This is a genomic window from Streptomyces uncialis (assembly GCF_001905345.1).
Taxonomy (GTDB): domain Bacteria; phylum Actinomycetota; class Actinomycetes; order Streptomycetales; family Streptomycetaceae; genus Streptomyces; species Streptomyces uncialis.
The window spans coordinates 571,803-596,872 of the sequence record NZ_LFBV01000003.1 but is presented as its reverse complement, the minus strand read 5'-3'; the positions used below and the strand labels follow the sequence as shown (position 1 = coordinate 596,872).

Genomic DNA, 25,070 nt, shown 5'->3' with positions numbered 1-25,070 from the left:
CGGCCGCGGACAGCCCGGCGTGTGCGGTCAGCGGCGGGGGATGAACGCGGCGCACAGTCCGGCCAGCAGCATGAGGCAGGCGGCGACGAGGTTGACGGCCGCCCCGGCCCCGGCCGTACCCGACGACGTGGCGGACGGTGCCATCGCGAGGTAGACACCGCCCAGCACCGCGACCCCGACGGCCTGCCCGAGCTGGGTCGCCGTCGCCGTCAGCCCGCTCGCGTCCGCCGCGTCCCGGGGCGCCACCCGCGACAGCGCCGCGTGCAGCGCGGGACCGTACGCCGCACCCATCCCCGCACCCGCGAGAGTCGCGGACAGCTGGTACAGCGGACCGGCCGGGCCGAGCCCGGACGCGACCAGAGCCACACCGGCGTAGCCCGCGGCCGACACGGCCAGCGCCGCCGGGACCAGCCCGTGGTGGTACCGGGCAGGGACCCGCCGCCAGTTCAGCCCCACCAGCCCGAATCCCAGGGCGGGCAGGACAAAGGCCAGACCCGCCGCCAGTGGGGACAGCCCGAGACCGCCCTGGAAGTACAGCGTCATGGCGAACAGGAACCCCGCGTACCCGGCCATCATCAGGAAGACGGCCATGGTCGCGGGCACCGCCCCCGGCGCCCGCAGCACCGCGCGCGGCAGCAGCGGCACGGCCGCGGTGCGCTGGGTCACGGCGAACACACCGAAGAACACCGCACTGCCCGCCAGCATCAACAGGCATTCCACCGGCCACCCCCACTCGTGCCCCACCGTCAACGGCACGACCAGCAGCAGTACGGCGGACGACAGCGTCAGCAGCCCCGGGAGATCGAGTCCCCGCGCGCCCCGGGCACGGTCGGCGGGCAGCCGGTCCACGGGCAGCAGACGTGCCGCGGCCACCAGCAGTACGAGCCCGATGGGCACGTTCACCAGGAAGACCGGACGCCAGCCGGAGCCCGCGATGTCCGCGCCGGTCAGGACCCCGCCGAGCACCTGCCCGGTGACGGCCCCGCCCGCCAGCACGGTCGTGTACGCGCTGACGGCCCGCGCGCGGGCCGCGCCCGCGAAGGCCAGCTGGATGAGACTGAGCACCTGGGGCACCATCAGCGCGGCCCCGGCACCCTGGAACAGCCTGAAGGCGACGAGCCGTTCGGTCGTCCCGGCGAGACCGCATGCCAGGGACGCCACCGTGAACAGGGCGAGCCCGATGAGGAACAGCCGCCGGTGACCGAACATCCGGCCCAGCCGCGCGCCGGTGACCAGGAGCACCGCGTACACGACCGTGTACCCGGCCACGACGAACTGGAGGGCCGCCCCGGAGGCGCCCAGATCCGCGCGGACGGACGGCGCCGCCACCGTCACGATGGTGGCGTCGAGGATCGCCATGAACTGCCCGGCCAGCACGACGAGGAGCAGCGGCCGCGTCCCGCCCCGGAGGGCCGTGGCCGGTGAACTGGGTGTGGTCATGCCGAGCAGCGTGCGGCGCGGAGGGGAACGGTGGCAGAAGCCCGGTGATCCTGGTACCGACAGCACCTGGTACCCGTACCGGCCCTCGGTCAGGATGGCCGGATGACCACCGCACCGGTATCGAGCCACCGACCTTCGCGCCGGGCCGAGTTGGCCGCCTTCCTGCGCAGCCGCCGGGGCCGTGTCGCCCCGGCCGACGTGGGTCTCGCGCCCGGCATCCGACGGCGCACCCCGGGACTGCGCCGCGAGGAGGTCGCCCAGCTCGCCGGGGTCGGTGTCACCTGGTACACCTGGCTGGAGCAGGGCCGCCCGATCAACGCCAGCACCCAGGTACTGGACGCGGTCGCCCGCACGCTCCGGCTCGACCACGCCGAACGCGAGCACCTGTACCGGCTGGCCGGTGTCCCCACCGTCCCGCCGACCGCTGCCGTGGAGGAACGCCCCCTGGGCCCCGAGGTGCAGCTCATCCTCGACGCCCTCGGTCCGCTCGCCGCCGCCGTCTACTCCAGCCGCTTCGATCTGAAGGCGTGGAACGCCACGTACGCGAGGCTGTTCCACGGCTTCGTGGCCGAACCGCCCGAGCGCCGCAATGTGCTCCGGCAGCACTTCACCGCGAGGTCGTGCTGCAATCTGTTCATCGACCCGATCGCCGATGTCACCCCCATGGTCGCGATGCTGCGGGCGGCGTTCGGGCGTCATCTGACCGACCCCTCCTGGACGCGCTTCGTCCACGGACTGGCCGCCGCCAGCCCTGAGTTCGCCCGGATGTGGAGCGCGCATGACGTCGCCGAGCCCGGCCCCAGGACCCGGGTCCTGCACTACGACGAGGTCGGGGAAGTACGGCTGACCAGCACGAGCCTCGACCTCGCCGGCACCCCCGAGACCCGGATCGTCGTCCACACACCCGCCGACGACCGCTCCCGGGACCGCGTCACGGCCCTGCTCGCACACCCACCAGCGCGCTGCTCCGCACCGGACTGCCCGGATCACGCGCCCAGGGCCCCGGCCGGCCCGTACTGATCGCGTCCGGTCGCGCGGGGGGCGCCGGTCGGCACGGCCACGACCCCGGTCGCCACCGGCACCGAACGGCGGCGGCCGTCACCCCGACACCATCCGGCCGCCATCAGCCCGGGCCAATCCTCAGTACCGCCCCACCGGCACCGGCCCCGCCCCCGTGCCCGTCGCACCACCCCGTCGGCGTCACGACCCCCCGGCCAGCTCCGCCGGGACCGCGCCGCGCAGCGCCTCGGCCACGGCGGTGATCGCCGGATGCCGTCCCGCGCCGCGGCGGTACGCGATCGTGGTGCGCCGCCGCACGGGCAGCCGGGTCAGCGAGACGGCGGCCGGTACGTCCACCAGCCCGAGACGCGGCACCAGAGCGACCCCCTGACCGGCGGCCACCAGCGCGAGCACCGTGGTGAAGTCGTCGACCCGGTGGCGGACATGGGGGGTGAAGCCCGCGGCCTGGCACGCCCGTACCGTCATCGTGTGGCAGAGGGTCCCGGGCGTCGCGGTGATCCAGGGGGCGGCGCTCCACCCGGCGAGCACGGACAGCCCGGTCCCCGTCGTACGGGCCGGAGCGGCCGACGCCAGGTACATCGGCTCGGCGCACAGCGGCTCGACCGCGAGTCCGGGCTCGGTGGGCGCGGGCACGAAGTCGTACTCGTGCAGCAGCGCGACATCCAGGTCACCCGCCCGCAGCGCGTCGGCCACCCGCGCCGGATCGGTCTCCGACACCAGGGGCTCCAGCCCCGGATACCTGGCGTCCAGCACGGTCAGCGCGGCGGGCAGGATCGCCCGGGTCGCGCTGGGGAACGCCCCGATGCGCAACGGACCCGACGGGCCGTGCCGCGCCTCGGCCAGTTCGGCGGCGGCCAGCTCAAGCCGCTCCAGCACGTCCTCCGTACGGCACACCAGCCGCTGACCGGCGGGCGTGAGCGCGACCCGCCGCCCGGATCGTTCCAGCAGGGCGACACCCGCCTCGCGTTCGAGGACGCTCAACTGCTGGGAGACGGCGGACGGCGTGAAGGAGAGCGCTTCCGCGACCGCGGCGATGGTGCCCCGGTGCGACAGCTCCCTCAGCAGACGCAGACGCCGGACATCGAGCATCAGTTCAGCTTACGTGTCGGCTCGGAAACGCGAACTGGACCTACCGCTACCCCGCGGACCACCCTTGCCACATGACCTGGCACACACCCGTCGACGGGCTCCACGTACCGCTCATCACCCCCTTCACCGCCGAGGGGACGGTGGCGGCGGACGCACTCGAAGCGCTCGCCCGTGCCGCCCTGGACGCGGGCGCCACCGGACTCGTGGCCCTGGGCACGACAGGCGAGACCGCCGTGCTCGACGCGGACGAACGGCGGACGGTCGTGGAGGTCTGCGCCCGGGTCTGCGAGGAACGCGGCGCCCACCTGACGGTCGGCGCGGGGTCCAACGACACCCGGGCCGGTGAGCGGGCGCTGGCCGGCCTCGCCGGGACCGGGGCGAGCGCGGCGCTGGTGACGGTCCCCGCCTTCACCCGCCCGTCCGAGGAAGGCGTCGTCGCCCACTTCACCCGGCTGTCGGCGGCCTGCCCCGTCCCGCTAATCGTCTATCACATCCCCTACCGCACCGGGCTGCCGCTGAGCGTGGACGCGCTCCGCGCGCTGGCCCGGATTCCCGGCGTCGCCGCAGTCAAGTACGCACCGGGCGCCATCACCCAGGACACCATGGAACTGCTGGGCGACCCGGTGCCCGGGTTCTCCGTCCTCGCGGGCGACGACGTCTTCGTCTCCCCGCTCCTCGCGCTCGGCGCCTCCGGCTCGATCCTCGCCTCCGCGCATCTCGCCACCGGCCGGTTCGCCGAACTCGCCGCCGCCTGGCGGTCCGGTGACACCGTACGGGCCCGGGACCTCGGGCACGCCCTGGCCCGGATGTCGGCCGCGCTGTTCCGCGAACCCAACCCCGCGGTCGTCAAGGGGGTCCTGCACGAACGCGGCCTGATCCCCACCGCCGAGGTACGGCTGCCGCTGCTGCCCGCCCGGCCGGACAGTGTGACGCGGGCGCTGCGGCTGCTGACGGAGGTGGAGGGGACGGTGACGGCCGCGTGACCGGCGCCGGGGGCGCGGCGCTCAGAGGAACAGCACCTCGACCGGCAGATAGAGGAACACGTACGCGGTGAAGACCAGCGCCGGGACACCGAGCAGCACGAGCCCGCTCACCTGGGCGAGGACGACCGACGAGGGCAGTACGGACGTGGCCCGTCCGGGGCGGTTCGGGTCGTACGTCACCTGTATCTGCTCCGGATGCTGATGGCTCTGTGTGTCGAAGCCGATCGGAACCCGGTGCTCCACACCCTGTGTGTCGGTGAAGCGGTAGAGGTTCTTCCTGTCGTCGGAGAGCTCGTGTTCCGCCGTGACGGTGACGCCGCGTCCCCGCAGAACGATCCGCAGCCACAGCCCCTTGACGATCTTGACCGATCCCACCACCCCGGCCAGGGTCACCGCCCCGAAGGCCCAGTACAGGACGGCGTCCCCGTCCCCCGCCACGAGCATCAGCGCCAGGCCCGCCAGATACAGCGCGACACCGATCAGGCGGCGGACCCGTGGCATGTCGTCGCGGAGCCGGACCGCGGCTTCCCGTGCCACGACCTCCACCAGTGATTCCCCGTCGACACGGGGCGTGTGCACGTCCCGCGGGGGCCGCCCGGCGTTGACCGCGTCACGGAGCGCGGCCAGCGTCGCCGCGTAGCGGCTCGTGAAGCGGTACGTGGTCGCCGCCCTGCCCGGAGCCGCGGTCAGCACGATCTCCAGGGTCCGGCCGTCCGGTGTCCGGGCCTCCTCGACGGCCGTCAGCGGTATGCGCCTTCGGACCGCGCCCCGCGTCAGCGAAACGGCTCCGTCCTCCAGCGAGATCCGGTCGGAACGGCCGGAGCGAAGCGTCAGGGGCTGCGGGCGCGAGGCCGGAGGAGGGTTCTTCATGCACGGATCGTAGGCGCGGCGGACCTGGGCGACCAAGCGCGACGGTCGCCGCACGACGGCCCGCCCGGGGTCACCGTGGAACGCGCCCTCAAGGGGGCGCGGCGCCCCGGTTGCCGGGAGCCTCCGTGGTAAGCAGTGGGGCGGAGGTGACGGAGTGACCAAGTACCCCCTGCGTGACCGTGTCGCGGTGGTGGCCGCCCTGGTGGGCCCGCCGCTGGTCGCGCTGTTGCTCGTGCCCTTCCGGGACAGCCTGTCGCACACCAACGCGGCACTGGTCCTCGTCGTGGTCGTCGTCGCTGTCGCGGCGGGCGGCAACCGGGTGGCGGGCGCGCTCACCGCGGTGTCCGCCGCGGTGTGGTTCGACTTCCTCCTCACCCGCCCCTACCAGAGCCTCGGTATCGACGCCGCCGACGACGTCGAGACGGCCGTCCTGCTCCTCGCCGTCGGCCTGGTGGTGTCCCAGCTGGGCGCCCGGGCCCGGCGTCTGGAGGTCGTCGTGGTCACCGGCGCGGCGGACCTCGCCCGTATCCACGACACCGCCGAACTGGCCCGCGCCACGACCTCCGCCGACGCGGTCGTCACCCATGTCAAGGGCCAGCTGACCGAACTGCTCCAGCTGCGCGACTGCCGCTTCGAGTACGGCTCCCTGCTCGGCCACCCGCCCCGGCTTGAGCAGGACGGCGGGGTCAGCGCCGGACGCCGCCGCTGGGACGTCGACCAGCGGGGCTGGCCCCGGGGCGAGATCGAACTGCGGGCCATCGGCAACGGCCACTACCAGGGCCGCTTCATGCTCACCCCCGCCGAGGGGACGGCCCCGCCCCTGACGGCCCGGCTCGTCGCCGTGATCCTCGCCGACCAGGCGGGCGCCGCCCTCGACACCGCGGGCCCGGAACCCCGCCCCTGACGGCCCCGGCCCGCCCGGCCCCGCTCCGCCCGACCTCGGCCCGCCCGTACCCCGCCCGCCTGGCACCGTCCGCCCGGCCCAGGTCCCGCCCGGCCCAGGCCCCGCCCGGCGCCGACCGGGCCACCACCGCCCCCGCGACGGTGCGTCCGGCCAGGGCCCGCCACCCGCTGGGCCGCCCGCGCTCGGCCGCCCGCCACCCGCCGAGCCGCCCGTTGCTCAGCCACCCGCCGCCCGCTCAGCCGCCCGCGGCCACCGCTTCGAGGAACTCCGCCGCCACCGGACCCGCGTCCGCGCCGCCCGACCCGCCGTCCTCGATCAGCACCGAGAAGGCCAGATCGCCCTGGTAGCCGATGAACCAGGCGTGGGTGCGCGGCGGCGAATCGGTGCCGAACTCCGCGGTGCCGGTCTTGGCGCCCGGCTCGCCGGGCAGCCCGCGCAGCGCCTCGCCCGAACCCTCGGTGACCACCGCCCGCATCAGGGACCGCAGTTCGGCCGCCGTACCGGCGGGCAGCGGGGCCGTGGCCTTCGCGCGCTTCCCGGCCGCGTCCGGTACCAGCACCGGCTGACGGAACGTCCCGTCCTTCACCGTCGCCGCGACCGACGCCATCACCAGCGGACTCGCCTCCACCCGGCCCTGCCCGATCATCGCGGCGGCCTTGTCGTTCTCGCCGGTGGTGCGCGGCACGGAACCGTCGTACGTGGTGGTGCCCGCGTTCCACTCCGGGCCGATGCCGAACCATCCGGCCGCCTCGCTGAGACTGTCGTCGTCCAGCCGGTCGCGCAGCCCGATGATGCCGGTGTTGCAGGACCGGGCGAAGCCCTCCCGGAACGTCGACCCGGCGGGCAGCGCGAACAGGTCCTGGTTCTCGAAGCGCTGGCCGTTCACCCGCTCGTAGCGCGGGCAGGGCACCGGGGTGTCGCCCCGTACCCCCTTCCCGATCAGCGCGGCGGCGGTGATCACCTTGAAGTCGGAGCCCGCCGCGTACCGTCCGCGCAGGGAACGGTTCGCGCCGGTGGGCGGATTGTCGGCGGCGGCGAGTATCTCCCCGGTGCTCGGCCGTACGGCCACGACCGCCGCGTTCTTGTCCAGCCCCTTCAGCGCCCCCTCGGCGGCCCGCTGGACGGCCGGGTCCAGGGTCGTCCGCACGGGCTCGCCCCGGCGGCCCTCGGCGGTGTGCAGGGTGGCGAGCGTCCGGCCGGTGCTGGTGCCGACGATGGCCACCGAGTCCGCGGGCCTCCCGGCGAGCCGCTTGTCGTAGCGGTACTGGAGACCGCTCTTCCCGGGGCTGCCGACCAGCGCCGGGGCCAGCCCGCCGAGCGGGCTGCCGTCGGCGGCCCGCAGCTCCCCGCGGTTCCCGGTGTCGGGCCGCAGGGCCAGTTCGCTGCCCTCGGTCAGCCGGGGATGCAGCACGGCGGGACTCCAGCGCACCACCCAGCGCCCGTCCGCGCGGACCACGGGCGCCGACGAGTCGTAGGCCCAGGTGCCGCCGCCCGGCAGACGGAACGTGGCACGGAACCGGTGGCCGCCCTGATCGGTGGGCGCGCCCCGGACGAGGGAGACCTTCCGGGCCGGCAGGTCCTCGGCGAGCTTCGTCAGCCGGGCGGAGGCCGCCGCGGGCCGGTCGGTGTGCGCTCCGGCCCGGTCGGCGTCGCCGCGGGCCCACGCGTCGAGGAAGCCGTCGACCGCGGCGGTCCGCGCGTCGGGCTTCCCGTCGTCCCCGCCGAGCAGGCTCCACGCCGCCGTGCCGCCCCCGGCCAGGACGACCAGGGCGACGGCCACGGGCAGCAGCCGCCGCCGGGGCCGGGAGGACCCTGTACCGGAGCCGTGGCCGGAGGCCGTGCGGCCGTGGTGCGCGTTGTAGTCGTTGTCGTCGTTGTCGTCGTCGTTGTTGTTGTCGGACATGGCCCCAGCTCAGCAGGCCGGACGGCTCCCGGGCCAAGAGCCCTATCCCGTCCGCCCCCATAGCGGAACGGCTATGATCGCTGCTCGTGGACCTGGTCAAACATGTCCGGTACTTCGTCGCCGTTACAGAAGAAAGACACTTCGGACGTGCGGCGGCCCGGCTCGGGATGGCCCAGCCGTCGCTCTCGCAGCGCATCCAGCGGCTGGAGCGGGAACTCGGCGTGCGCCTCTTCGACCGCACCAGCCGGGGCGTCGAACTGACCGAGGGCGGACGGCTGCTGCTCGCCGAGGCACGGCCCCTGATCGAGCGGGCCGACACCCTGCTCGGCGTCGCCGCCCGGGTGCGCAGCGGTGCGGCCGGGGTGCTGCGCGCCGCCGTGCCGCCGGAACTCGGCAGCGCCGTCGTCGCGGCCCTGGTCGGCGGATTCCGGGACGGCTCGCCAGGTGTCCGGCTCGCCCTGCGGGAACTCGGCGCGGGCACCCAGCTCACCGAACTGCGGGCCGGGACGCTCGACGTGGGAGTGCTCCGGTACCCCGTCGACGTGTCGGGACTCGGCCTCGGCGAGGTCCTGTCCAGGCCGTACGGGGTGGTGCTGCCGCACACCCCGGGAGCTGGCTGCGGCCCGCCCGGCGCCCCGCCGCCGCACGAGGGAGCGGGCGGGCCGGTAGGGCTGGCCTCGCTCAGCGGACTCGACCTCGTGCTGTTCCCCCAGCCGTCCGCGCCCGCCCTGCACGCCGAGATACTGGCGGTCTGCCGCCGCCACGGCTTCGAGCCGGGCACGGTGATCGCCGGACAGGACCCCGAGTTCGTCGACGGCATGGTCCTCTCCGGAACGGCCGTCACCTTCGCCACCCGCGACCGCAAGCTGCCGCCGGGCACGGCCTGGCATCCCCTGGAGGGCGAACCCTTGCTGGAACAGGTGTCCGCCGCCTGGTTGCGCGGCCGGCAGGACGATCCGGTGGTACGGCTGTTCGCCGAGGTGGCGCGGAGCGTGCTCACCGAACGAGGAGGAATGGTCCCGGTGATGGAGACCGCCGCGGCCCGGCGGACCACGCTGCCCGGCCCCGCCTACGGATACACCGTATGAACGCGCCCGGGGAAGGAACCCCGCGGGGCACCGGTGTCCGCTCCCGCATCCGGTCCGTGTTCACCGACGCGGGGGTCACCGGCTGGATGCACGCACTGGACCTGGGCGACGGCGCCGAGGTCGCCGTCGCCGCGGACACCCCGGTCAGCACGGCCAGCGTCCACAAACTGTGCCTCGCGGTCACCGTCCAGCGGTTCGCCGACGAGGGCCGCCTGGACCTGGACGAACAGCTGGAGTCGCTGCCCGGCGACCGCACCCCCGGCCCCACCGGGCTGTCGATGCTGAGCGGCCCGGTCCGGATGTCGGTCCGTGATCTGCTCGCGATGGCCCTCACCGTCAGCGACAACGCGGCGGCCGACCTGCTCATCGACCGTGTCGGACTCGACGCGGTCAACGACGCCATGCGCGCCCTCGGGCTGCGCCGCACGGTCGCCGTGCAGACCATGCGCGACCTCATCGCCTCCATCGAGGAGGACTCCGGCGGCGACCCGGCCCGGCTGGCGTCCGACCCGGCGGTCCTGGGACGGCTGCGGGTCCTCGACCCGGCCCGCGCCAACCGCAGCACCCCCCGGGAGATGACCAGGCTGCTCGCGGCGCTCTGGCGGGACGAGGCGTGCTCGGCGGGGCGGGCCCGCGAACTGCGCGCGGTGCTGGGCCTCCAGGTGTGGCCCCACCGGCTCGCCTCCGGATTCCCGTACGACGACGTCCGCGTCCACGGCAAGACCGGCACCCTGCCGACCGTCCGCAACGAGGCCGGGGTGGTCGAGTACCCCGACGGCGGCCGGTACGCGGTGGCCGTCTTCACCCGCTCCGCCCGCACCGCCGCCCGCCAGCCCGCCGCCGACGCGGCGATCGGCACGGCGGCGAGGCTCGCGGTCCGCGCCCTGAGAGCCCCCTGACCACCCGCCCGCACCACGCCCCGGGACGCCAACGGCCCCACCGGCCGCACACCCCCGGGCTCCCCACCGCGCCGTACACCCGTCCCCTGCCATCGGCTGTACGCCCGCCCCGCTCCCGTCGGCCGTACGCCCACTTCGCCCCCGTCGGCCGTCCGCCCGCCCCGCTCCCGGGTGGGGCCGTACACCCGCCCCGGCCCCACCGGCCGTGAACGACCCCCGGCCCGAGGCGGTCGGGGCGCACCGGGGGAGCCTCTTCCCGTCAGTGGCGGGCCGTGCGCCGGTCCGGGCACGGCCCTCGGTGACCGCCCGGAAGCGGATCGCCGCTGCTCGGATGAGGCGCACCCGCCGAACGCCCCGGCCCGGCCCGGCGATTTCCGGCCCATCGGACTTTTCGCCGGGGGAGCGGGGCAGGGTGACGGCGAACGACCGCCGGAGCCGTTCCGGCCCACGCGACCCGCCCGAAAGGGGAACGCCCGTGCCGCTCTTCAGGTACAAGCCGACCGGATACCAGTACACGGTGTCGCACATGGCTCCGCACACCACGGGAGGATGGAACGCGCTGTTCGTCTCCAATGAACAGGCCCTCGTGGTCGGCGAGGACGCACAGCTCCACAAAGGCGCCCTGACCACCGCGTACGACGGAGCCCTCGGCTGGCTGCGGGGGGTGTGGACCAGCTGTGCCGAAGGCGCGTTACAACTGCCCGACGCGAACGGCGTACGACAACTCCTGCTCTTCCACGGCGACACCTACGCCTGGGCGAAGTGGGACAGCGGGATGCATGAGATGAGCGGATGGACCCGGCTGCGCCTCGGACCCCGGAGCAGGACCCTCGGTGAACTGCTCCCCGCCGACTGGTGTTCCGGGGTCGACGTCATGCTCCAGGCACCGTGCCACGCCGACGGCACCTGGCAGACGTACTTCTTCAAGGCCGACCGCGTCCTGACCCTGAACTGGGCGACCGGGGTCGTCCGTGACGTGCCCATCAGCCAGGGACCGGACGGCGGAGCGCCGGGCTGGGCGGCGCTGCCCGCCGACTTCACCCACGGCCTCGACCACTTGCTCGCACTGCCTCCCGCCGCCGACGGCACCCGCCGCTCCCTGCTGGTCAAGGGCGTGGACGGACTGATCCTCGACTGGGTCGCCGGGGTGGAACGCCGGGGCCCGCTGCACACCCTGACCCGGGGCCTGGCCCAGCTGACCGGCGACATGGCCACCCTCCGCCAGCCGTTCTCCGGACGCTACTCCTGGAGCGACGGGGCGAACCGGGTGGATCTGCGGATCGATCTGGAGGCCGCAGACACCTCGCGGGTGATCAGCGGGGAACTGTTCACCGTCGCGGGACGGACCACCACGTACGCCAACTCCTTCCGCTGCGTACCCGGCACGGTGCGGGTCGGCCGGGGCTCCGTGCAGGTGTACGCCGATGTCGTGGAGTTCGCGCGACCGGCGCCGCCCACGTCGCTGTCGATCCTCATCGACCGCAAACCCGTCGGTGACGCCCCCGCCTTCGCCGTCTTCGACCTCAACCGCGACGACCCCTCCCAGACCCTCAACTGCCATGGCCCGAGGATCTCCCCGCACTGCCGCGCCATCGGCCACGAGACCGGCCCGACGGCCGGTCCCGAGCCGCTCGCGCGGTCCGGGACCACGGCCGCGCGGATACCCCCGGGCCACCGCCATCGTGTGCTGTCCGTGGCCTCCGCGTGGGCCGGTCCGGGCCTGTGGACACGTCCCGGCTCCGCCGGGGCGGCGGCTACAGGGGAAGGGTGATCCAGATGCTCTTGCCGCCGCCGTCCGAGTCCGGCCGGACGACCGCCGTGCCGCCGAGCCCCAGGGTGAGTTCGGTGACCATCGCGAGGCCCGAGCCGGGGGTGTGGGCCACCGCGCCGTGCAGCGCGGGCTGATAGGGGTGGCGGTCATGGACGCCGAAGGCGAGGGTGCCCGGCCCGGCGGTGTGGATGACGGTGAGGTTCGGGCAGTGGTCCGCCGCGTGCCGGACGCTGTTGGTGACCAGTTCGCCGAGGATCAGCAGCGCCGCGTCCGCGCTGGGGTGCCGGGGGCTGATGCCCCATTGGGTCAGCACCTGTTCGGTGACCTCGCGCGCCGTGCGCACGGCGCTCCCGGCGGCGGGCAGGGACAGGACGTTCCGCAGGGGCAGGCCCTCGGGCATGGTGTGCAGGAACGTCATCGCGTGGTCCTCGGGGTGCCCGGTCCCGCGACGGGCGGCCGGTCCGGTGCCCCCCGGGACCCGGGCACCGCCAGGCGCGCACCCGGGGACCGATCCGGACGGCCCGGCGGGCCACCGGCCTTCGCCTGACACAGCGGAACCGACACGATCCTCGGACCCCTCCACGATTCGCCCGGCACGACGCCCCGCCCACGGCGGCCGGGCCCGGGTCACTCCAGCGCGTACAGGATGTAGTCAATTGCAGAATTCTGCAACTCCGCACGAGGTGAGGGGGCTTGGAGTTCCCCGACCGGCCGGGTCCCCGGCACCGCCGGGGTCAGCCGGGTTCGACGTCGGCGTCCCTCAGCTCCTCCAGCAGCACGTTCTGACCGGCAAGCATCTCGGTGAGGATCCGGCGGGCCGCCCGCATCAGATCCGCCACGTCCCCGCCCGCCAGCGCGTACACCACGGTCGAGCCCTCACGGGTGGCGGTGACGATCCCGGACCGGCGCAGCACGGCGAGCTGCTGGGAGAGCGCGGCCGGTTCGACATCCATCTCGGCGAGCAGATCACGTACCGCCGTCGGTCCGTTCTGCAACAGCTCCAGCACCCGGATACGCACCGGATGTCCGAGCATCTTGAAGAACTCGGCCTTCGCCTGGTACAGCGGCACCGCCACAGCCGTCCACCCTCCTCGAATCCCCCACCCGGCCGGGCCTGCGGCACGCACGGGCACAGCACCGTTGCAGATTAGTGCAACGGTTCCGGACGGCCGCCGTGGAGGTGGGCACGGCGGTGCGCCGGGGCGGGCGCGTTCAGTGCGGCACGTTCTTCTCCAGGTTCGTCAGATACGCGGCCATCAGATGGTCCCGGATACCGTCGGAGGCGGGGGCGAACGCGTCGGTGGTCATCCCGCCGATCCTGTCGCCGACCCCGGCGGCGAACGGCATCCGGTCGTGCAGCCTGCCGTCGGCGTCGAAGTACCGCAGCCGCTCGACATGGGAGAACACCGGCGCGGGCGGCACCTGCGGCACGATGTCGTTGTTGTTGACGAACCGGTGGGTGCGGTTCTTCAACGCGTCGTTGTACGCCGTCGCCAGCAGCCGGTCGCAGGTGCGCGGCTGACCGTAGGTGAAGACGCCGTGCGGGCTGAGGTTCGGGTCCTCGAAACGCAGCCGTGCCCCCGAGAGCATGGCCAGCGCGCCGCCGAGGCTGTGCCCGGTCAGCCAGACGCTGCGTCCCGCGCCGCCGAACTCCACGACGGTGTCCCGGACCTCCGCGTGGACCGAGGCGAGGGCCAGATGGAAGCCGAGATGCACCAGCCCCTTCCCGGCGGGCCCCGGCACGGGAGGGGTGTTCCCGTCGGACAGCCAGTCCTTCAGCACGGCAGGTTCGGTGCCCCGGAACGCGACGATCACCATCCGGTCGCTCCCGGCCACGTACGCCTGGGTGTCCTCCAGCGGGAACGGCGCCGCGTGCGGGGTCCGGAAGTGCCGGAAGCGGTCGAAGCCCCACCCGGCCAGCTCCTCCCGGGCGGTGTCCTCGTCCGCGTACGCGGCCTGGGCGGCCCTGGCCAGCCAGTACGCCTGACGCGGGCTGTATCCGGTCTCGGAGTGGTCGAGGGCGGCGACGGGCACGGGGCCTCCTGGGCGACAGCGGTGGATCGGGTCGCTTCGGATCATCGACGGGCGGACGGACGTACGTACACCGCCGCTTGCCCCGTTCGGCGGGCGTACCGGGGCGCGTTCCGGCCCCCGCCGGACAGCGGGCGCCCCGCACGGCACACGCGCGGGCCGCAGGGGGCGCCGTACCGGAAGCAGCGGTGACCCGGGGCGGCGGTGACCCGGGGGCGTCGCGGCGGGACCGGCGGTTCGCCCCGGGGCTCGCCGTCGCATGGCGTGTGGCCGGGCTGTCGGCGCGCGGCTCTGGCAAGGTTGGCCGACGGTGCGTCACCGCCCACCCGGACCGGTACGCGCGAGCCGGTCCGTCCCCCCGGGCCGGCCGTACCGGACGGCCCCGCCGCCGGGACCGCCCGGAGCCCCGCCGCCGGGGGCGGACCGGCCTCCCGGGCCGGACCCGACCGACGACCCCGACAGGAAGGCCCCGCGTGGACCTGGCGCAGACCCGCCCGACAGTGCCCCTGTTCGTCTCCGTACTGCCCGCCGTGATGATCGTGGCCGGGACGGTGTACGACATCATGATGCCCACCGAGTACACGGCAGTCCCGATGCTGTCCGCGGCGCCCCTGATCGCCGCCCCGTTCTTCTCCTGGCTGCCGACGCTCCTGATCAGCCTCGTGTCGGTGGTCGTCCTCGCCGGGCTGCACGCCTACGAGCACTCGTTGGCCGCGCCGCAGTCCTACACGGAACAGGTCACCCTCATCACCGTGGCCGCCCTGGCACTGCTGATCAACCAGGTCGTCCGGCGCGGCGGTGAGCGGCTGGCCTCCGCCCGGGTCGTCGCGGAGGCCGCGCAGCGGGCCGTACTGCCGACCCCGCCCGCACAGGTCGGCGCGCTGTCGGTCGCCGTCCGCTACGAGGCCGCGCTCGCGGACGCCTTCATCGGCGGCGACCTCTTCGCCGTGCAGGACACCGCGCGCGGGGTACGGCTGATCGTGGGGGACGTCCAGGGCAAGGGCCTGGACGCCGTCGCCGAGGTCGCCGTGGCCATCGGGGCGTTCCGGGAGGCCGCCGACCAGGAGACATCGCTGCGCGCGCTGGCCGGGCGCCTCGACGGCGCGATGAGCCGCGAGGCGACCCGCCGGGGCACGGCCGAGGCCGCGGAGTCCTTCACCACCGCGGTCCTCGGCGAGATCCCGCCCGGCACCGCCACCGTACGGCTCGTCAACCGCGGCCACCCCGCCCCGCTGATCCTCGGCCCCGGCGGCGAGGTGACCCGGCTGCCGCCCACGGCCCCGGCCCTGCCGCTGGGCATGGCCGGACTCGGCAGCTGGCCCGACCGAACGGACGAACACCCGCTGCCCGACGGGTCGATGCTGCTGTTCCACACCGACGGGCTCGACGAGGCACGCGACACCCACGGCGTCTTCTACGACCCGCCCGCCCGGCTGCGCGGCCGGAGCTTCCCCGGCCCCGAGCAACTGCTCGACTTCCTGATCACCGACGTACGCCGGCACACCGGCGGCCGAGCCACCGACGACCTCGCGCTCCTCGCCCTCTTCGCGGGCCCGCCGCCGCCCCCCGGATGACCGCCCCGACCCGTCACCCGCGAGACGTGGCGGTCTCCTTGAGGAACAGCCCGGCCAGCGCGCCGAGCACGAGCAGGATCGGCATCATCAGCAGCGCGTGACCGTAGTCGGCCAGATCGGGACTGTCGGGCAGCAGCCGCCCGGGGACCGCCTGGAGGACACCGCCGATGATGAAGCAGACCCCGTTGACGATGGCGGCGGAGCTGCCGACCAGGGCGCCGGGCACGGATTCCCCGGCCACCGTGAAGCCGAGCATATGGGCGCCGGCGAAGAGCCCGACGGTGAACATGGTGACGACGGAGACACTGTTGGTCTCCGTCGGCAGATAGATCAGCAGGGTCACCGCCGCGGCCTGGAGGAGGACCCCGACGACAGCCGGGATCCGGCGGTTGTTCCAGTGGTCGGACAGCAGATTGAACAGCGGCGAGGACCGCCCGCCGCCCCAGCAGCCCGTAGTGGTCGTACACGTCCAGATAGCCGCGGCGCTCCGGGAAGAGGGACCGCACCCAGGAGATCTCCCCGGTGTTCTCCGACACATGGGTGTGCACCAGCGCGTCCGGGTGCTCCCGCCACAGCGCGCCCGCCGCCTCCAGCTGCTCCGGGGTGCTCGTCGGGGCGAACCTCGGGGTGATCGCGTACAGGTAGCTGCCCTTGCCGTGCCAGCGCTCCAGCAGGGCCTCCGAGTCGTCGTACCCGGAGCGGGCCGTGTCGAGCAGCGCGTCCGGCGCGTTGCGGTCCATCAGCACCTTGCCCGCCGCGACCCGCATCCCGCGCCGGGACACCTCCCGGCGGGGCCGAACAGGCGAACCGCCGGGCCGCGGCGCACGGCACCCGGCCCGGCGGCGCCCGTCCCCGGCTCAGCGGCCGATCGCGCGGCCCCGGGCCTGCACGAGGATCTCCCCGGGGGCGATGCCCAGGGACCGGCTCAGCCGGTTGCGCATGTGCTCGTACACATCGAGCGCCGCGACCCGCATGCCCGCGGCGGTCAGCGCGTTCATCAGCAGCGCGTGGGACGACTCGTTGAAGTGGTCCTCCTCGCAGGCCCGCCGGGCCGCCACGATCGCCTCCCGGGGGCGGCGGGCCTCCAGCGCGGCCCGGGCCAGGTCCTGGAGATGGTCCGTGTGCTCCAGCGTCAGCGACTGATGCGCCTGATGGTCGACGCACTCGGCCGGTACGCCCTCCAGCAGCCGTCCCCGCCACAGGGCGAGGGCGTGCTGGAGCATCCGCAGCCGCGGCAGCGGATCGGACAGCTGACGCGCCTGTTCGGCGGTGCGGCGGAACCGCGCGAGGTCGGTGAGCAGGTCCCCGCCGGTGAGCGCGTACCCCGACGGCTGGGTGACGACGCCGATACCGCCGTCCGTCGCGGCCAGCAGCCAGGAACGCAGCCGGTGGGCCCCGGTGTGCAGGCTCTGCTTCGCCTGCGGCGCCGTCCGGTCGGGCCACAGCCGGGTGGCGAAGGAGTCCGCGCTCACCGGCAGCGGGTGGGCCAGCGCCAGGCTGCCCAGCAGGGCCCGCACGACGGAACCGGACGGGGCGGCGGTGCTCCCGTTCGGGCCGAGCAGGACCACCGGTCCGAGGATGCCGACACAGTGGGCCGTTCCGGCCACCGGTGGCGGATCCCCGGGCACCGGCGGGTGTTCCCCGGTGGCGGGCCATGGTTCCTCGTACCCGCCCGGCCGTCCCGCGTCCGGGCCGAGCAGTGCTGGGTCGGTGTCCTCGGCTCTCCGCATGATTGCCCCCGTTTCCTTGTTGGTCATCCGGCGTCCGGGCTCAGCGGAGCAGGACGGTGCTGCCCTGGAAGGGGAGAACCTCCCCGATGACCGGATGGCCGGGCAGCTCGCCCGCCAGCAGCAGACCGCCCGAGGTCTGGGCGTCCGCGAGCAGCAGCGCCGTCGCTTCGTCGGCGGCCGACAGATCGCCGTGCGGCGCGACCCAGTCCAGATTGCGCCGGCTGCCGCCGCTGATGTGTCCGGCGGCGACCGCCGAGCGGGCCGCCGCGAGGACGGGGACGCGGTCCGCGTCGATGGCGAGGGTCACCCCCGAGGCCCGCGCCATACGATGGGCGTGACCCAGCAGACCGAAGCCCGTGACATCCGTCCCGGCCCGGATGCCGCGCGCCGTCGCCGCGGCCGAGGCGTCGCGGTTGAGGGTCGTCATCACCTCGACGGCCTCGGGGAACACCTCACCCGTGGCCTTGTGAAGGGTGTTGAGCACCCCCACCCCCAGCGGTTTGGTCAGCGTCAGGGGCCGGCCGGGTTCGGCCCGGTCGAGGGTGATCAGCCGCGCCGGGTCGGCGGTGCCCGTCACGGCCATGCCGTAGAGCGGGTCCGGCGAGTCGATGCTGTGCCCGCCCGCCACCGGACAGCCGGCGGCGCGCGCCGCGTCGAGTCCGCCGCGCAGCACCTCACGGGCGATCTCCATCGGCAGCGTCTCGCGCGGCCAGGCGAGAAGGTTGACGGCCATCACCGGCGTGCCGCCCATCGCGTACACATCGGACATCGCGTTGGTCGCGGCGATCCGGCCCCAGGTGTACGGGTCGTCGACGACCGGGGTGAAGAAGTCCGCCGTCGAGATCGCGGCGAGCCCGGGGCCCAGACGCACCACGGCCGCGTCGTCACCGTGCTCGGGTCCCACCAGCAGCTCTCCCGCGTCCCCCGCGCGGGCGTCGTCGGTGAGCCCCTTGAGTAAGGTCTCCAGCTCACCGGGCGGGATCTTGCAGGCGCAGCCGCCTCCCCGTCCGTACCGGGTCATCCTGATGTCGTCCATGTGCCGTCCTCCCTCGCGCCGCACAGCGTGCGCAGATCGTCGGTACCGCGCCGGGTGACTCCGGCACGGTCGAGGTACTCGATGAGTGGGAGGGCGATCCTGCGCGGCACGTTCCAGATCCGCCGCGCCTCGGAGACGGTGAACGGCCCGGCACCCAGGGGCGCGAGAGCCCTGGCCGCCGCCTCCGGTACACGGGCCGCGACATGAACCGTGCCGGACAGTCTGACGAGGCGTCCGCTCCGCACGGCGAGCGCGAGATCGTGGCCGCCGACGCCGAGCGAGGTCAGCTGCGCCGGGGTCGGCGCCCCGAAGGAGCCCTCCGCCAGAGCGGCCTCCAGCGACCGGACCAGGTCCCGGGCCGCCGCCGACAGCGGTCCGGCGCCGTCGGTCCGTACGACGCGGCCCGCGCGCAGCACCAGCGCGGGCGGCAGCAGCGCACCGAGCGGCACCCCGTCCGGCAGACCCAGCCGCGCGCCGAGCGCGGTCGCGTCCACGGGCTCGCCGTCCGCGGTGGCGGCGGAGACCTCCCCGGCGATCCTGCGGCGCTCGGCGGGCGACACGAGCCAGCCGCCCGCGACGGGCGCGGTCGCGGTGGTGTCCACCCCGATCCCGCGCAGGGTGTCCAGCCGCACGAAGCCCCGGGAGGCGATCTCGTGCTCCGGGTCGGGCGTGCCGGGATGCCCGGCCAGCGCCGCCGCCCGCGCCCCGCCCGCGCGGCGCGGCCCCACGTACGGCGGTACGGGATCGAGGACGACGGCGCTGCCCACGACCCGCCGGTGCGCGGTGAGGACCGCGCGGTCGCCGACGCGCAGGGGCAGCGGGCGCGTCAGCGTGAGACGGGCGGTGCCCCTGCCGAAGCGGCGGACGCGCGCGGGCACGGCGGCGGAGCCGATGTGCACGGTGACCTCGGCGGTCGCCCGCCCGAGGAGCGGACCGCCCAGCCGGACATCGGCCACCGCGGAGTGCAGGGACGTCCCGGGCGGACACAGCGCGGTCCCGCGCAGGCCCTCCCGGGGCGGATCGCCGCGCAGATTGACGGCGACCCGCGCCGGTCCGGTGGACGCGCGGACCGTACGGCCGAGTTCCTGGAGTCCCCGGACGGTCAGCCGCGCCCGGCCGGGACCGGCGTCCAGGACATCGCCCTTCGTCAGGGTGCCCTCCTGGAGGGTGCCGGTGACGACGAGTCCGTGCCCGGGAAGGGTGAACGCGCGGTCGGCCCAGAGGCGTACGGGCGCCCGGGGACGCGGCGGCGGCATCCGGTCCCGTAACGCGGCCAGCGCGTGGACGAGTTCAGGCAGTCCGTCGCCGGTGCGGGCGCTGACCGCGACGGACGGCAGCCGGGCGAGGCCCGTGCCGGACAGGGCGGCGCGGGCCCGGTCCCGGGCGGGCCCCGGGTCGGCCAGGTCGCAGCGCGTCATGACCAGGATGCCGTCACGCACCCCCAGGGCGTCGAGCGCGAGGGCGTGTTCCTGGGACTGCGGCATCCATCCGCCGTCGGCCGCGACGGTGAACAGCACGGGCGGCGCGGGTCCGGCGCCCGCCAGCATCGTCGCCAGGAAGCGCTCATGGCCGGGGACGTCCACGAACGCGACCCGCTCGTCACGGCGCTCGCCGTCCTTGAGGCCACCGTGCCCGATGCCCCCCGCCCCGGTGTCCGCTGTGATGGCGTCCGCGGTGACGGAGTCCGGTCCGGGGCCGAGCTGTCCGGCCGCGCGCCGATGGTCCTTCTTGCCGGGGTCGCCGCGTCGATGGTCGCCGTCCCCGATGCCGTCGCGTCGGTGGTCCTTGTTCCGGAGGTCGCCGTGCCGGTCGTCCCGGTCCCGCTCGTCCACGTACGGGTCGTCCCCGGCCGGGTCGTCCCCGGTCGTGGGGACGGAGGTCCAGACGAAACCCAGGTCGATGGTGAGCCCCCGGCGGCGCTCCTCCTCGGTGCGGTCGGGGTCCGTCCCGGTCAGGGCACGCAGCAGGGTGGACTTGCCGTGGTCGACGTGGCCCGCCGTGACGACGACCATCACGGCCCGGCCCCCGCGACGGCCTCCGCCACGGCCCCGGCGGCCCTCGTGGCGGAATGCGTGACGGTCCCGGCGGTCTCCGGCACGGCTGCGGCAGGCTCCTTGAGGGCTCCGGCGGTCGCCGTTATGGCCCTGGCGGATGCGGATGCGGATGCGGGTGCGGATGCGGCGGACGGGCGGGCGACCAGACCCCAGGCGTCCAGCACCGCGCCGATCAGCAGCTCGTCGTCCTCCTCCTCGACCGTCCGCAGATCCAGCACCAGCCTGCCCTTGTGCACACAACCGAGTACGGGCATCCGGCCCGCCCGGAGCGGCGGCCCGAGGCCGTCGGGCAGCGACACCCCGGCGGACGGCAGCGCCACGCCGGGTGCCCCGCCCCCGCCCACCACGGCCTCCGTCGACACGGCGACGGCGTCCAGACCGGCGCCGCACAGCCGCCGCGCCATCTCCCCGGCGCGGTCGCCCAGTTCCCCGACGGAGCGCGACAGCGCGGCCGGCAGCGGCGGGACCGGCCCGCGAAGGGTGGCCTCCAGGGCGGCCAGCGTCAGTTTGCCCGTCCGCAGGGCGCGGGCCAGCGGATGCCGCCGCAGCCGCTCCACGAGAGCGGCCTCCCCCAGCAGCAGCCCCGCCTGCGGCCCGCCCAGCAGCTTGTCGCCGCTCGCCGTGACCAGGGCCGCGCCCTGCGCGAGCACCGTCGCCGCGTCCGGCTCGTCGGGCAGCAGGGGATGCGGCGCGAGCAGACCCGAACCGATGTCGACCACCAACGGCCGACCCAATGAGGCGAGTTCACGTACGGACGGACTGCTCACATACCCGCTCATCGCGAAGTTGGAGGGATGCACACGCAGCAGCAGGGCGGTGTTGTCGTTGATGGCCCGCGCGTAGTCGTCGGCCGTCGTGCGGTTGGTGGTCCCCACCTCGCGCAGCCGGGCGCCGGTGCTCTCCAGCAGTTCCGGAAGCCGGAAACCGTCACCGATCTCCACGAGTTCGCCACGGCTCACGACGATCTCCGCGCCCTGAGCCAGCGCTGTCGCCACGAGCACCATCGCGGCGGCGTTGTTGTTCACCACATGGACGGCCTCCGCGGCCGGTACCGCGGCGTGCAGGGCTTCGAGCGCGCCGCGGCCACGTCGCCCACGGCGGTTTTGCGCCAGATCGAGCTCCAGGTCCGAGGTGCCCGCGAGATAGGCGACCGCGTCTACGGCGGCCCTGGACAGCGGGGCCCGGCCGAGGTTGGTGTGCACCAGCACACCCGTGGCGTTGAGGACCCGCCGGTGACGCGTGGGCGCGGGCGGCAGCGCGGCGACGGCGTCCGCCACCGCCTCGGCGAGCGGGCGGTGCCCGCCCCGTAACGACCGCTGCACCCGGCGGGCCGCCTCACGCGCCTCTGACCTGCCGAGACCGGCGGCGGCAGCCCGCAGCCGCGGATCGTCCATGATCTCGCGCACGGACGGTATGCGACCGGGAACGTCGGCCTTGCCCATGGCGCTCCTGACACTCGAACGTTCTCCCGGGCGTGGTCGCCCGCGCGGACGGCTGGGACGGAGGTGGACGGGAGTCGAACCCGCTGACGCGTAAGGGACAACGTCCACCGGTTTTGAAGACCGGGGCCGGCACCGGCCGACGGACACCTCCGGACAGGATCTTCCAAGGCGGGATCTGGTCTGTCAACGAACGCAAACACTCAGGAAACACGCTGTCAGCGAGGTGTAAGCGGCCGGTAAGCGAACGGTCAGCCGGCCGGGAGCGGCAGAGCAGACGCCGGACGGCGAGGCGACAGCGGACGGCGAGGGAACCGACAGCCGCGGGACAGCGGCGGACCAGAAGGGGTTTCTACGGTGTCTGCGGGCCGCACCTCCGGTGCGGCCGGCCATGCTCCGCTCCCTCCTGGAGGACCCATGCAGTCCACGGCCCTGTCCGCGAAGGCTCTGGCGCCCAATGGGCGCTGGGTGTCCTTCGCCTGCCGCGCCCGCTCGATGCAGGACGACTGGTACTGGAACTTCCGCCTCGTCGGCGCGACCATCGGTGTCGGCATCGCCATCACCGACCGCGGCTACCCGGGCGTCCTGATAGAGACTCAGGGCAACAACATCGTCCAGCAGCTCACCTACGACAACCAGCCGCTCCAGATCCTGCTCCACTCCGGGGGCGAGGGCTGGCACGGGATCTGGACCGGCCCGCACCACTGTCTGATCATGTCCTTCCCCGACGACCAGGTCGACCCCGGCGCCGTCACCACCGTCCTCGACCAGCTCGTGCTCACCGACACCGCCGCGGGCCTCGTGGTGACCCCCCGCGGCGGGGACACCACCACCTGGAGCCTGTACGGGGTCAAGTTCACCTCCGGCGGCGCCGTCACGATGTACGCCGCGGAGGACGCGACCGGTCTCGTCCCGGCCGAGCCCGGCAAGGCCGTCGAGCACGGTCACGTCTGGGCGAAGTCGCTGGAGGTCGACGGGGTGCTGCGGGGACGCAAGTACATCCACGCCGGCCCCAAGGCCGTCTGCACCATCGACGACGAGACCGACAAGAACCTGGGTGTCGGCGCCGTCGACCAGGAGGAACTGCTCCAGTCGCTCGACGTGCGCTGGGGAGTGTGATCGGTGCAGAGCGTTCTCGTCGTCCTGCTGGTCCTCGCCTGGGCCGCCATCGCCTTCCTCACCTTCGGGTACGCCGCACTGGTCGGCAAGGTCCGCGCCCTGGAGTCCAGAGGCTCCACCAGCTCGGACCCGGCCCGCCGGTGGCCCGACCTGGCCGCACCGGCCGCGGCGAAGCGCACCCTGGCGCTCGTCGTCTCCTCCACCTGCCCCACCTGCGAGGAGGCCGTCGCGGCCTGGCCCGCGATCCGGCGCGCCCTGAGCGGCGCCGGACACCGCACGCTGCTGATCGACATCGACAACTCGGGACGCTGGAAGGACGCCGACGCCGGCGAGATCCGCCAGGGCGCCGAGCTGTCCTCCCCGCTGCTGCTCGCCTACCAGCCCGCGCTGCTGCTCCTCGACGCGGACGGCGCGCTGCTGTCGGCGGAGCCCGTGGGCTCCGCCGAGACCCTCACCGCCCTCACCGCGGAACACCTCACCTCCGCACCGGTCACCGCATCCACGACGGGAGTCGCATCATGAGCACCGCCTTCCTCCAGTCCATCCCCGAAGTGACCATGTCACCCACATCGGGCGGCAGCAGCAGACCGACCACGGAGCTGTCCGGGACCCCGGGGAAGAACGGCGGCTTCGGGCGCCGCACCTTCCTCCGCACGGCCATGGCCGGAGCCGCCACCCTGGCCTTCACCGGCCTCGGCTGGATCGCCGGCGGTCCGGCCCACGCGGTGACGCGCAGGTCCCGCCACCCCCGCCACTGCATGAGCGTGAACGTCGCCGGTGACACCCCTTGCTGGGGCCGCCAGTACATCTCCGGCCGGTTCTGCGCCTCCGACGGCTACCACCGCACCGACAGCAAGAACTTCGGTTCGTACACCGAGGACTACAACTGGGAGGCGGCCTGCGGCGGATACGCCGGCTGGTACTGGACGAAGAGCAACGGCACCACCGTCCACTGCTGGGACGGGTACTTCTACGCGATCACCAACGCCACCGGCCACCGGACGCGCCACACGACCAGCTGCAAGAAGTAGCCGCACCTCTTCACGCACGCGCCGGTGGCCGTCGTCGCTCCCCGCGACGGCCACCGGCCGGGAAAGGACTTCGGATGGCACTCACGCACCGACCCGCCCTCCGGCGCCCCCGCACCCCCGGCGTCTCCGCGCTGACGGCCGGGGCGCTGACCCTGCTGTTCACCGCGGTCGCGTTCGCGGGCGCTCAGTGGGGCACCCAGGCGCTGCACGGGATACTGCCCGCGGTCGCCGCCTGCGCGGTCGGCATCGCGGCGGGTTTCTCGCTCTCGGGCTCCGTTTGAAGCCACAACTCAGCGGGTCTGCTGACCTCGTCGGTCTGGCGGGGAACCAAGAATGTCGAGTATTTCGTCCGGGGCCTGTTCTTCGGAGGATTCGCCACCGGAATGCTTCTCCTGCTGCCCGCGGTACTCGTCCAGTCACTGGCGCCGGACAGGGTACGCACGATCGCCCTGGTCGTCACGACGGTGCTGTTCCTCGGTATCGAGGTGCGGCTGCTGCCGTTCCGCATGCCGCAGAACGCCCGGCTGGTACCCAGTGACATCGTGGTCCGCACGGACGGCACCGGAGCCCTTCAGTTCGGCTTCGAGATGGGCACGGGCATGCGCACCTTCGTCCCGTCGCATCTGCCGTACGCCTGTATCGCGTTGCTCGTCCTGGTGGGTCCGTGGTGGGCTACACCGCTGGGCGGCCTCGCGTTCGCCCTGGGCCGTGCCCTGATGGTCAGGTCCGCGGTCCGCTCGGGCGACGCGTCCAAGTGGGACAAAGCCTTCGCCGCACGGCGGCGGCCGATCCTGCTGCTCTGCTGGACGACGGCCCTGTGCGCGGGCACGGTGGCGGCACTGATCCGGCACGACGCGCTGCCGCTGTAGCGCGCCGACGGTACGAGGAGCGCCGCCCGGTACGTACGGGCGGGGCGCTCCGGCCGGGCCCTGTGCCCGGCTCCCGGGACGATGGTCCCCGGGAGCCGGGCACACGGGTTTCGCGGCGGTGCGCCCCGCTTGCCCGGTCGGACGGTCCCGGCTTTCGCCCCGGTGCCCACGGGCCGATGATGAAGGTGGACCGGGCCACGTCCGCCCCGCCGAGGGCGGC

24 protein-coding genes, 1 tRNA gene and 1 pseudogene are annotated in these 25,070 nt (G+C 74.3%); 12 read left to right on the top strand and 14 right to left on the bottom strand.

The features are described from left to right. Window positions 1–27 precede the first annotated feature (27 nt). Window positions 28–1,440 (bottom strand): MFS transporter, encoded by a 1,413-nt coding sequence (locus AB852_RS16495; protein ID WP_073789212.1) that lies wholly within the window; start codon window positions 1,438–1,440, stop codon window positions 28–30. Between the two features lie 102 nt (window positions 1,441–1,542). On the opposite strand from AB852_RS16495, the gene AB852_RS16490 reads away from it, so the two are divergent. Further along, entirely contained in the window at window positions 1,543–2,460 is a 918-nt protein-coding gene (locus tag AB852_RS16490) for a helix-turn-helix transcriptional regulator (protein WP_079184658.1), read from the top strand. Between the two features lie 180 nt (window positions 2,461–2,640). Here AB852_RS16490 and AB852_RS16485 read toward each other — a convergent pair whose 3' ends face one another. Next, window positions 2,641–3,549 carry a LysR family transcriptional regulator gene (locus AB852_RS16485; protein WP_073788788.1) on the bottom strand — a complete coding sequence of 303 codons (909 nt, stop codon included), beginning with the start codon at window positions 3,547–3,549 and terminating at the stop codon, window positions 2,641–2,643. 71 nt (window positions 3,550–3,620) lie between these two features. Between AB852_RS16485 and AB852_RS16480 the strand changes: the two genes are divergently transcribed. Further along, window positions 3,621–4,532: a dihydrodipicolinate synthase family protein gene (locus AB852_RS16480; protein ID WP_073788786.1), complete on the top strand. Its 912-nt coding sequence runs from the start codon at window positions 3,621–3,623 to the stop codon at window positions 4,530–4,532. 21 nt (window positions 4,533–4,553) lie between these two features. Here the strand turns inward: AB852_RS16480 and AB852_RS16475 are convergent, their stop codons facing one another. Beyond that, window positions 4,554–5,402: a hypothetical protein gene (locus AB852_RS16475; RefSeq protein ID WP_143201241.1), complete on the bottom strand. Its 849-nt coding sequence runs from the start codon at window positions 5,400–5,402 to the stop codon at window positions 4,554–4,556. Between the two features lie 154 nt (window positions 5,403–5,556). On the opposite strand from AB852_RS16475, the gene AB852_RS16470 reads away from it, so the two are divergent. Continuing rightward, window positions 5,557–6,306: a DUF4118 domain-containing protein gene (locus AB852_RS16470; RefSeq protein ID WP_073788782.1), complete on the top strand. Its 750-nt coding sequence runs from the start codon at window positions 5,557–5,559 to the stop codon at window positions 6,304–6,306. A gap of 235 nt (window positions 6,307–6,541) precedes the next feature. Here AB852_RS16470 and AB852_RS16465 read toward each other — a convergent pair whose 3' ends face one another. Beyond that, entirely contained in the window at window positions 6,542–8,209 is a 1,668-nt protein-coding gene (locus tag AB852_RS16465; protein ID WP_079184657.1) for a penicillin-binding transpeptidase domain-containing protein, read from the bottom strand. A gap of 86 nt (window positions 8,210–8,295) precedes the next feature. Here AB852_RS16465 and AB852_RS16460 point away from each other — a divergent pair, with 86 nt between their 5' ends. The 3 genes from AB852_RS16460 to AB852_RS16450 all read left to right on the top strand — a co-directional run bounded on the left by AB852_RS16460 (window position 8,296) and on the right by AB852_RS16450 (window position 11,967). Continuing rightward, window positions 8,296–9,297: a LysR family transcriptional regulator gene (locus tag AB852_RS16460; RefSeq protein ID WP_073788780.1), complete on the top strand. Its 1,002-nt coding sequence runs from the start codon at window positions 8,296–8,298 to the stop codon at window positions 9,295–9,297. Further along, entirely contained in the window at window positions 9,294–10,196 is a 903-nt protein-coding gene (locus AB852_RS16455) for a serine hydrolase (RefSeq protein WP_073788778.1), read from the top strand. Before AB852_RS16460 ends, AB852_RS16455 begins: the two co-directional genes overlap by 4 nt. 475 nt (window positions 10,197–10,671) lie before the next feature. Beyond that, window positions 10,672–11,967, top strand: a complete 1,296-nt coding sequence (locus AB852_RS16450; RefSeq protein WP_073788773.1) for a hypothetical protein — start codon at window positions 10,672–10,674, stop codon at window positions 11,965–11,967. Here AB852_RS16450 and AB852_RS16445 read toward each other — a convergent pair. From AB852_RS16445 to AB852_RS16435, 3 genes are all read right to left on the bottom strand, one after another. Continuing rightward, the gene (locus AB852_RS16445; RefSeq protein ID WP_079184656.1) at window positions 11,951–12,385 is read right to left on the bottom strand and encodes an ATP-binding protein; all 435 of its coding nucleotides are present in this window, start codon (window positions 12,383–12,385) and stop codon (window positions 11,951–11,953) included. The two genes, AB852_RS16450 and AB852_RS16445, sit on opposite strands and share 17 nt — an antisense overlap. 316 nt (window positions 12,386–12,701) lie before the next feature. Further along, window positions 12,702–13,043 carry an ArsR/SmtB family transcription factor gene (locus AB852_RS16440; RefSeq protein ID WP_073788749.1) on the bottom strand — a complete coding sequence of 114 codons (342 nt, stop codon included), beginning with the start codon at window positions 13,041–13,043 and terminating at the stop codon, window positions 12,702–12,704. 136 nt (window positions 13,044–13,179) lie between these two features. After that, window positions 13,180–14,001, bottom strand: a complete 822-nt coding sequence (locus tag AB852_RS16435; protein WP_073788747.1) for a lipase family protein — start codon at window positions 13,999–14,001, stop codon at window positions 13,180–13,182. A gap of 530 nt (window positions 14,002–14,531) precedes the next feature. Between AB852_RS16435 and AB852_RS16430 the strand changes: the two genes are divergently transcribed. Further along, complete coding sequence (locus AB852_RS16430) at window positions 14,532–15,572, top strand: PP2C family protein-serine/threonine phosphatase (protein WP_079184709.1); 1,041 nt, start codon at window positions 14,532–14,534, stop codon at window positions 15,570–15,572. 13 nt (window positions 15,573–15,585) lie between these two features. On the opposite strand, the gene AB852_RS16425 is transcribed toward AB852_RS16430, so the two are convergent. The 7 genes and pseudogenes from AB852_RS16425 to AB852_RS39820 all read right to left on the bottom strand — a co-directional run bounded on the left by AB852_RS16425 (window position 15,586) and on the right by AB852_RS39820 (window position 21,985). Next, window positions 15,586–15,915: a hypothetical protein gene (locus tag AB852_RS16425; protein ID WP_245876801.1), complete on the bottom strand. Its 330-nt coding sequence runs from the start codon at window positions 15,913–15,915 to the stop codon at window positions 15,586–15,588. A 139-nt stretch (window positions 15,916–16,054) separates the two neighbouring features. Continuing rightward, window positions 16,055–16,312 (bottom strand): annotated as a pseudogene (locus tag AB852_RS16420) (amidohydrolase family protein); the annotation flags it as partial. Between the two features lie 117 nt (window positions 16,313–16,429). After that, window positions 16,430–17,302, bottom strand: coding sequence for an AfsR/SARP family transcriptional regulator (locus AB852_RS16415; RefSeq protein ID WP_073788745.1), 873 nt, complete (start codon window positions 17,300–17,302; stop codon window positions 16,430–16,432). Between the two features lie 40 nt (window positions 17,303–17,342). Beyond that, window positions 17,343–18,338, bottom strand: coding sequence for a selenide, water dikinase SelD (gene selD / locus AB852_RS16410; RefSeq protein WP_073788743.1), 996 nt, complete (start codon window positions 18,336–18,338; stop codon window positions 17,343–17,345). After that, window positions 18,320–20,353: a SelB domain-containing protein gene (locus AB852_RS16405; protein ID WP_107499252.1), complete on the bottom strand. Its 2,034-nt coding sequence runs from the start codon at window positions 20,351–20,353 to the stop codon at window positions 18,320–18,322. Before AB852_RS16405 ends, selD begins: the two co-directional genes overlap by 19 nt. Further along, window positions 20,350–21,834, bottom strand: coding sequence for an L-seryl-tRNA(Sec) selenium transferase (gene selA / locus AB852_RS16400; protein ID WP_079184655.1), 1,485 nt, complete (start codon window positions 21,832–21,834; stop codon window positions 20,350–20,352). Before selA ends, AB852_RS16405 begins: the two co-directional genes overlap by 4 nt. Window positions 21,835–21,892: 58 nt before the next feature. Then, window positions 21,893–21,985 (bottom strand) — tRNA-Sec (locus AB852_RS39820). A gap of 263 nt (window positions 21,986–22,248) precedes the next feature. Here AB852_RS39820 and AB852_RS16395 point away from each other — a divergent pair. From AB852_RS16395 to AB852_RS16375, 5 genes are all read left to right on the top strand, one after another. Beyond that, window positions 22,249–22,950 (top strand): hypothetical protein, encoded by a 702-nt coding sequence (locus AB852_RS16395; protein ID WP_073788738.1) that lies wholly within the window; start codon window positions 22,249–22,251, stop codon window positions 22,948–22,950. Between the two features lie 3 nt (window positions 22,951–22,953). Beyond that, window positions 22,954–23,472 carry a hypothetical protein gene (locus AB852_RS16390; protein WP_073788736.1) on the top strand — a complete coding sequence of 173 codons (519 nt, stop codon included), beginning with the start codon at window positions 22,954–22,956 and terminating at the stop codon, window positions 23,470–23,472. Further along, window positions 23,469–23,981 carry a hypothetical protein gene (locus AB852_RS16385; protein WP_073788734.1) on the top strand — a complete coding sequence of 171 codons (513 nt, stop codon included), beginning with the start codon at window positions 23,469–23,471 and terminating at the stop codon, window positions 23,979–23,981. Before AB852_RS16390 ends, AB852_RS16385 begins: the two co-directional genes overlap by 4 nt. A gap of 74 nt (window positions 23,982–24,055) precedes the next feature. Continuing rightward, window positions 24,056–24,262, top strand: coding sequence for a hypothetical protein (locus AB852_RS16380; RefSeq protein WP_073788732.1), 207 nt, complete (start codon window positions 24,056–24,058; stop codon window positions 24,260–24,262). Between the two features lie 102 nt (window positions 24,263–24,364). Beyond that, window positions 24,365–24,850 carry a hypothetical protein gene (locus AB852_RS16375; protein WP_073788730.1) on the top strand — a complete coding sequence of 162 codons (486 nt, stop codon included), beginning with the start codon at window positions 24,365–24,367 and terminating at the stop codon, window positions 24,848–24,850. Window positions 24,851–25,070 lie beyond the last annotated feature (220 nt).

Coding starts and splice junctions, on each gene's coding strand:
- AB852_RS16495 (WP_073789212.1), bottom strand. CDS start 1,440: ATGACCACACCCAGTTCACCGGCCACGGCCCTCCGGGGCGGGACGCGG.
- AB852_RS16490 (WP_079184658.1), top strand. CDS start 1,543: ATGACCACCGCACCGGTATCGAGCCACCGACCTTCGCGCCGGGCCGAG.
- AB852_RS16485 (WP_073788788.1), bottom strand. CDS start 3,549: ATGCTCGATGTCCGGCGTCTGCGTCTGCTGAGGGAGCTGTCGCACCGG.
- AB852_RS16480 (WP_073788786.1), top strand. CDS start 3,621: ATGACCTGGCACACACCCGTCGACGGGCTCCACGTACCGCTCATCACC.
- AB852_RS16475 (WP_143201241.1), bottom strand. CDS start 5,402: ATGAAGAACCCTCCTCCGGCCTCGCGCCCGCAGCCCCTGACGCTTCGC.
- AB852_RS16465 (WP_079184657.1), bottom strand. CDS start 8,209: ATGTCCGACAACAACAACGACGACGACAACGACGACAACGACTACAAC.
- AB852_RS16455 (WP_073788778.1), top strand. CDS start 9,294: ATGAACGCGCCCGGGGAAGGAACCCCGCGGGGCACCGGTGTCCGCTCC.
- AB852_RS16445 (WP_079184656.1), bottom strand. CDS start 12,385: ATGACGTTCCTGCACACCATGCCCGAGGGCCTGCCCCTGCGGAACGTC.
- AB852_RS16430 (WP_079184709.1), top strand. CDS start 14,532: ATGATCGTGGCCGGGACGGTGTACGACATCATGATGCCCACCGAGTAC.
- AB852_RS16415 (WP_073788745.1), bottom strand. CDS start 17,302: ATGCGGAGAGCCGAGGACACCGACCCAGCACTGCTCGGCCCGGACGCG.
- selD (WP_073788743.1), bottom strand. CDS start 18,338: ATGGACGACATCAGGATGACCCGGTACGGACGGGGAGGCGGCTGCGCC.
- selA (WP_079184655.1), bottom strand. CDS start 21,834: ATGGGCAAGGCCGACGTTCCCGGTCGCATACCGTCCGTGCGCGAGATC.
- AB852_RS16395 (WP_073788738.1), top strand. CDS start 22,249: ATGCAGTCCACGGCCCTGTCCGCGAAGGCTCTGGCGCCCAATGGGCGC.
- AB852_RS16385 (WP_073788734.1), top strand. CDS start 23,469: ATGAGCACCGCCTTCCTCCAGTCCATCCCCGAAGTGACCATGTCACCC.
- AB852_RS16380 (WP_073788732.1), top strand. CDS start 24,056: ATGGCACTCACGCACCGACCCGCCCTCCGGCGCCCCCGCACCCCCGGC.
- AB852_RS16375 (WP_073788730.1), top strand. CDS start 24,365: ATGCTTCTCCTGCTGCCCGCGGTACTCGTCCAGTCACTGGCGCCGGAC.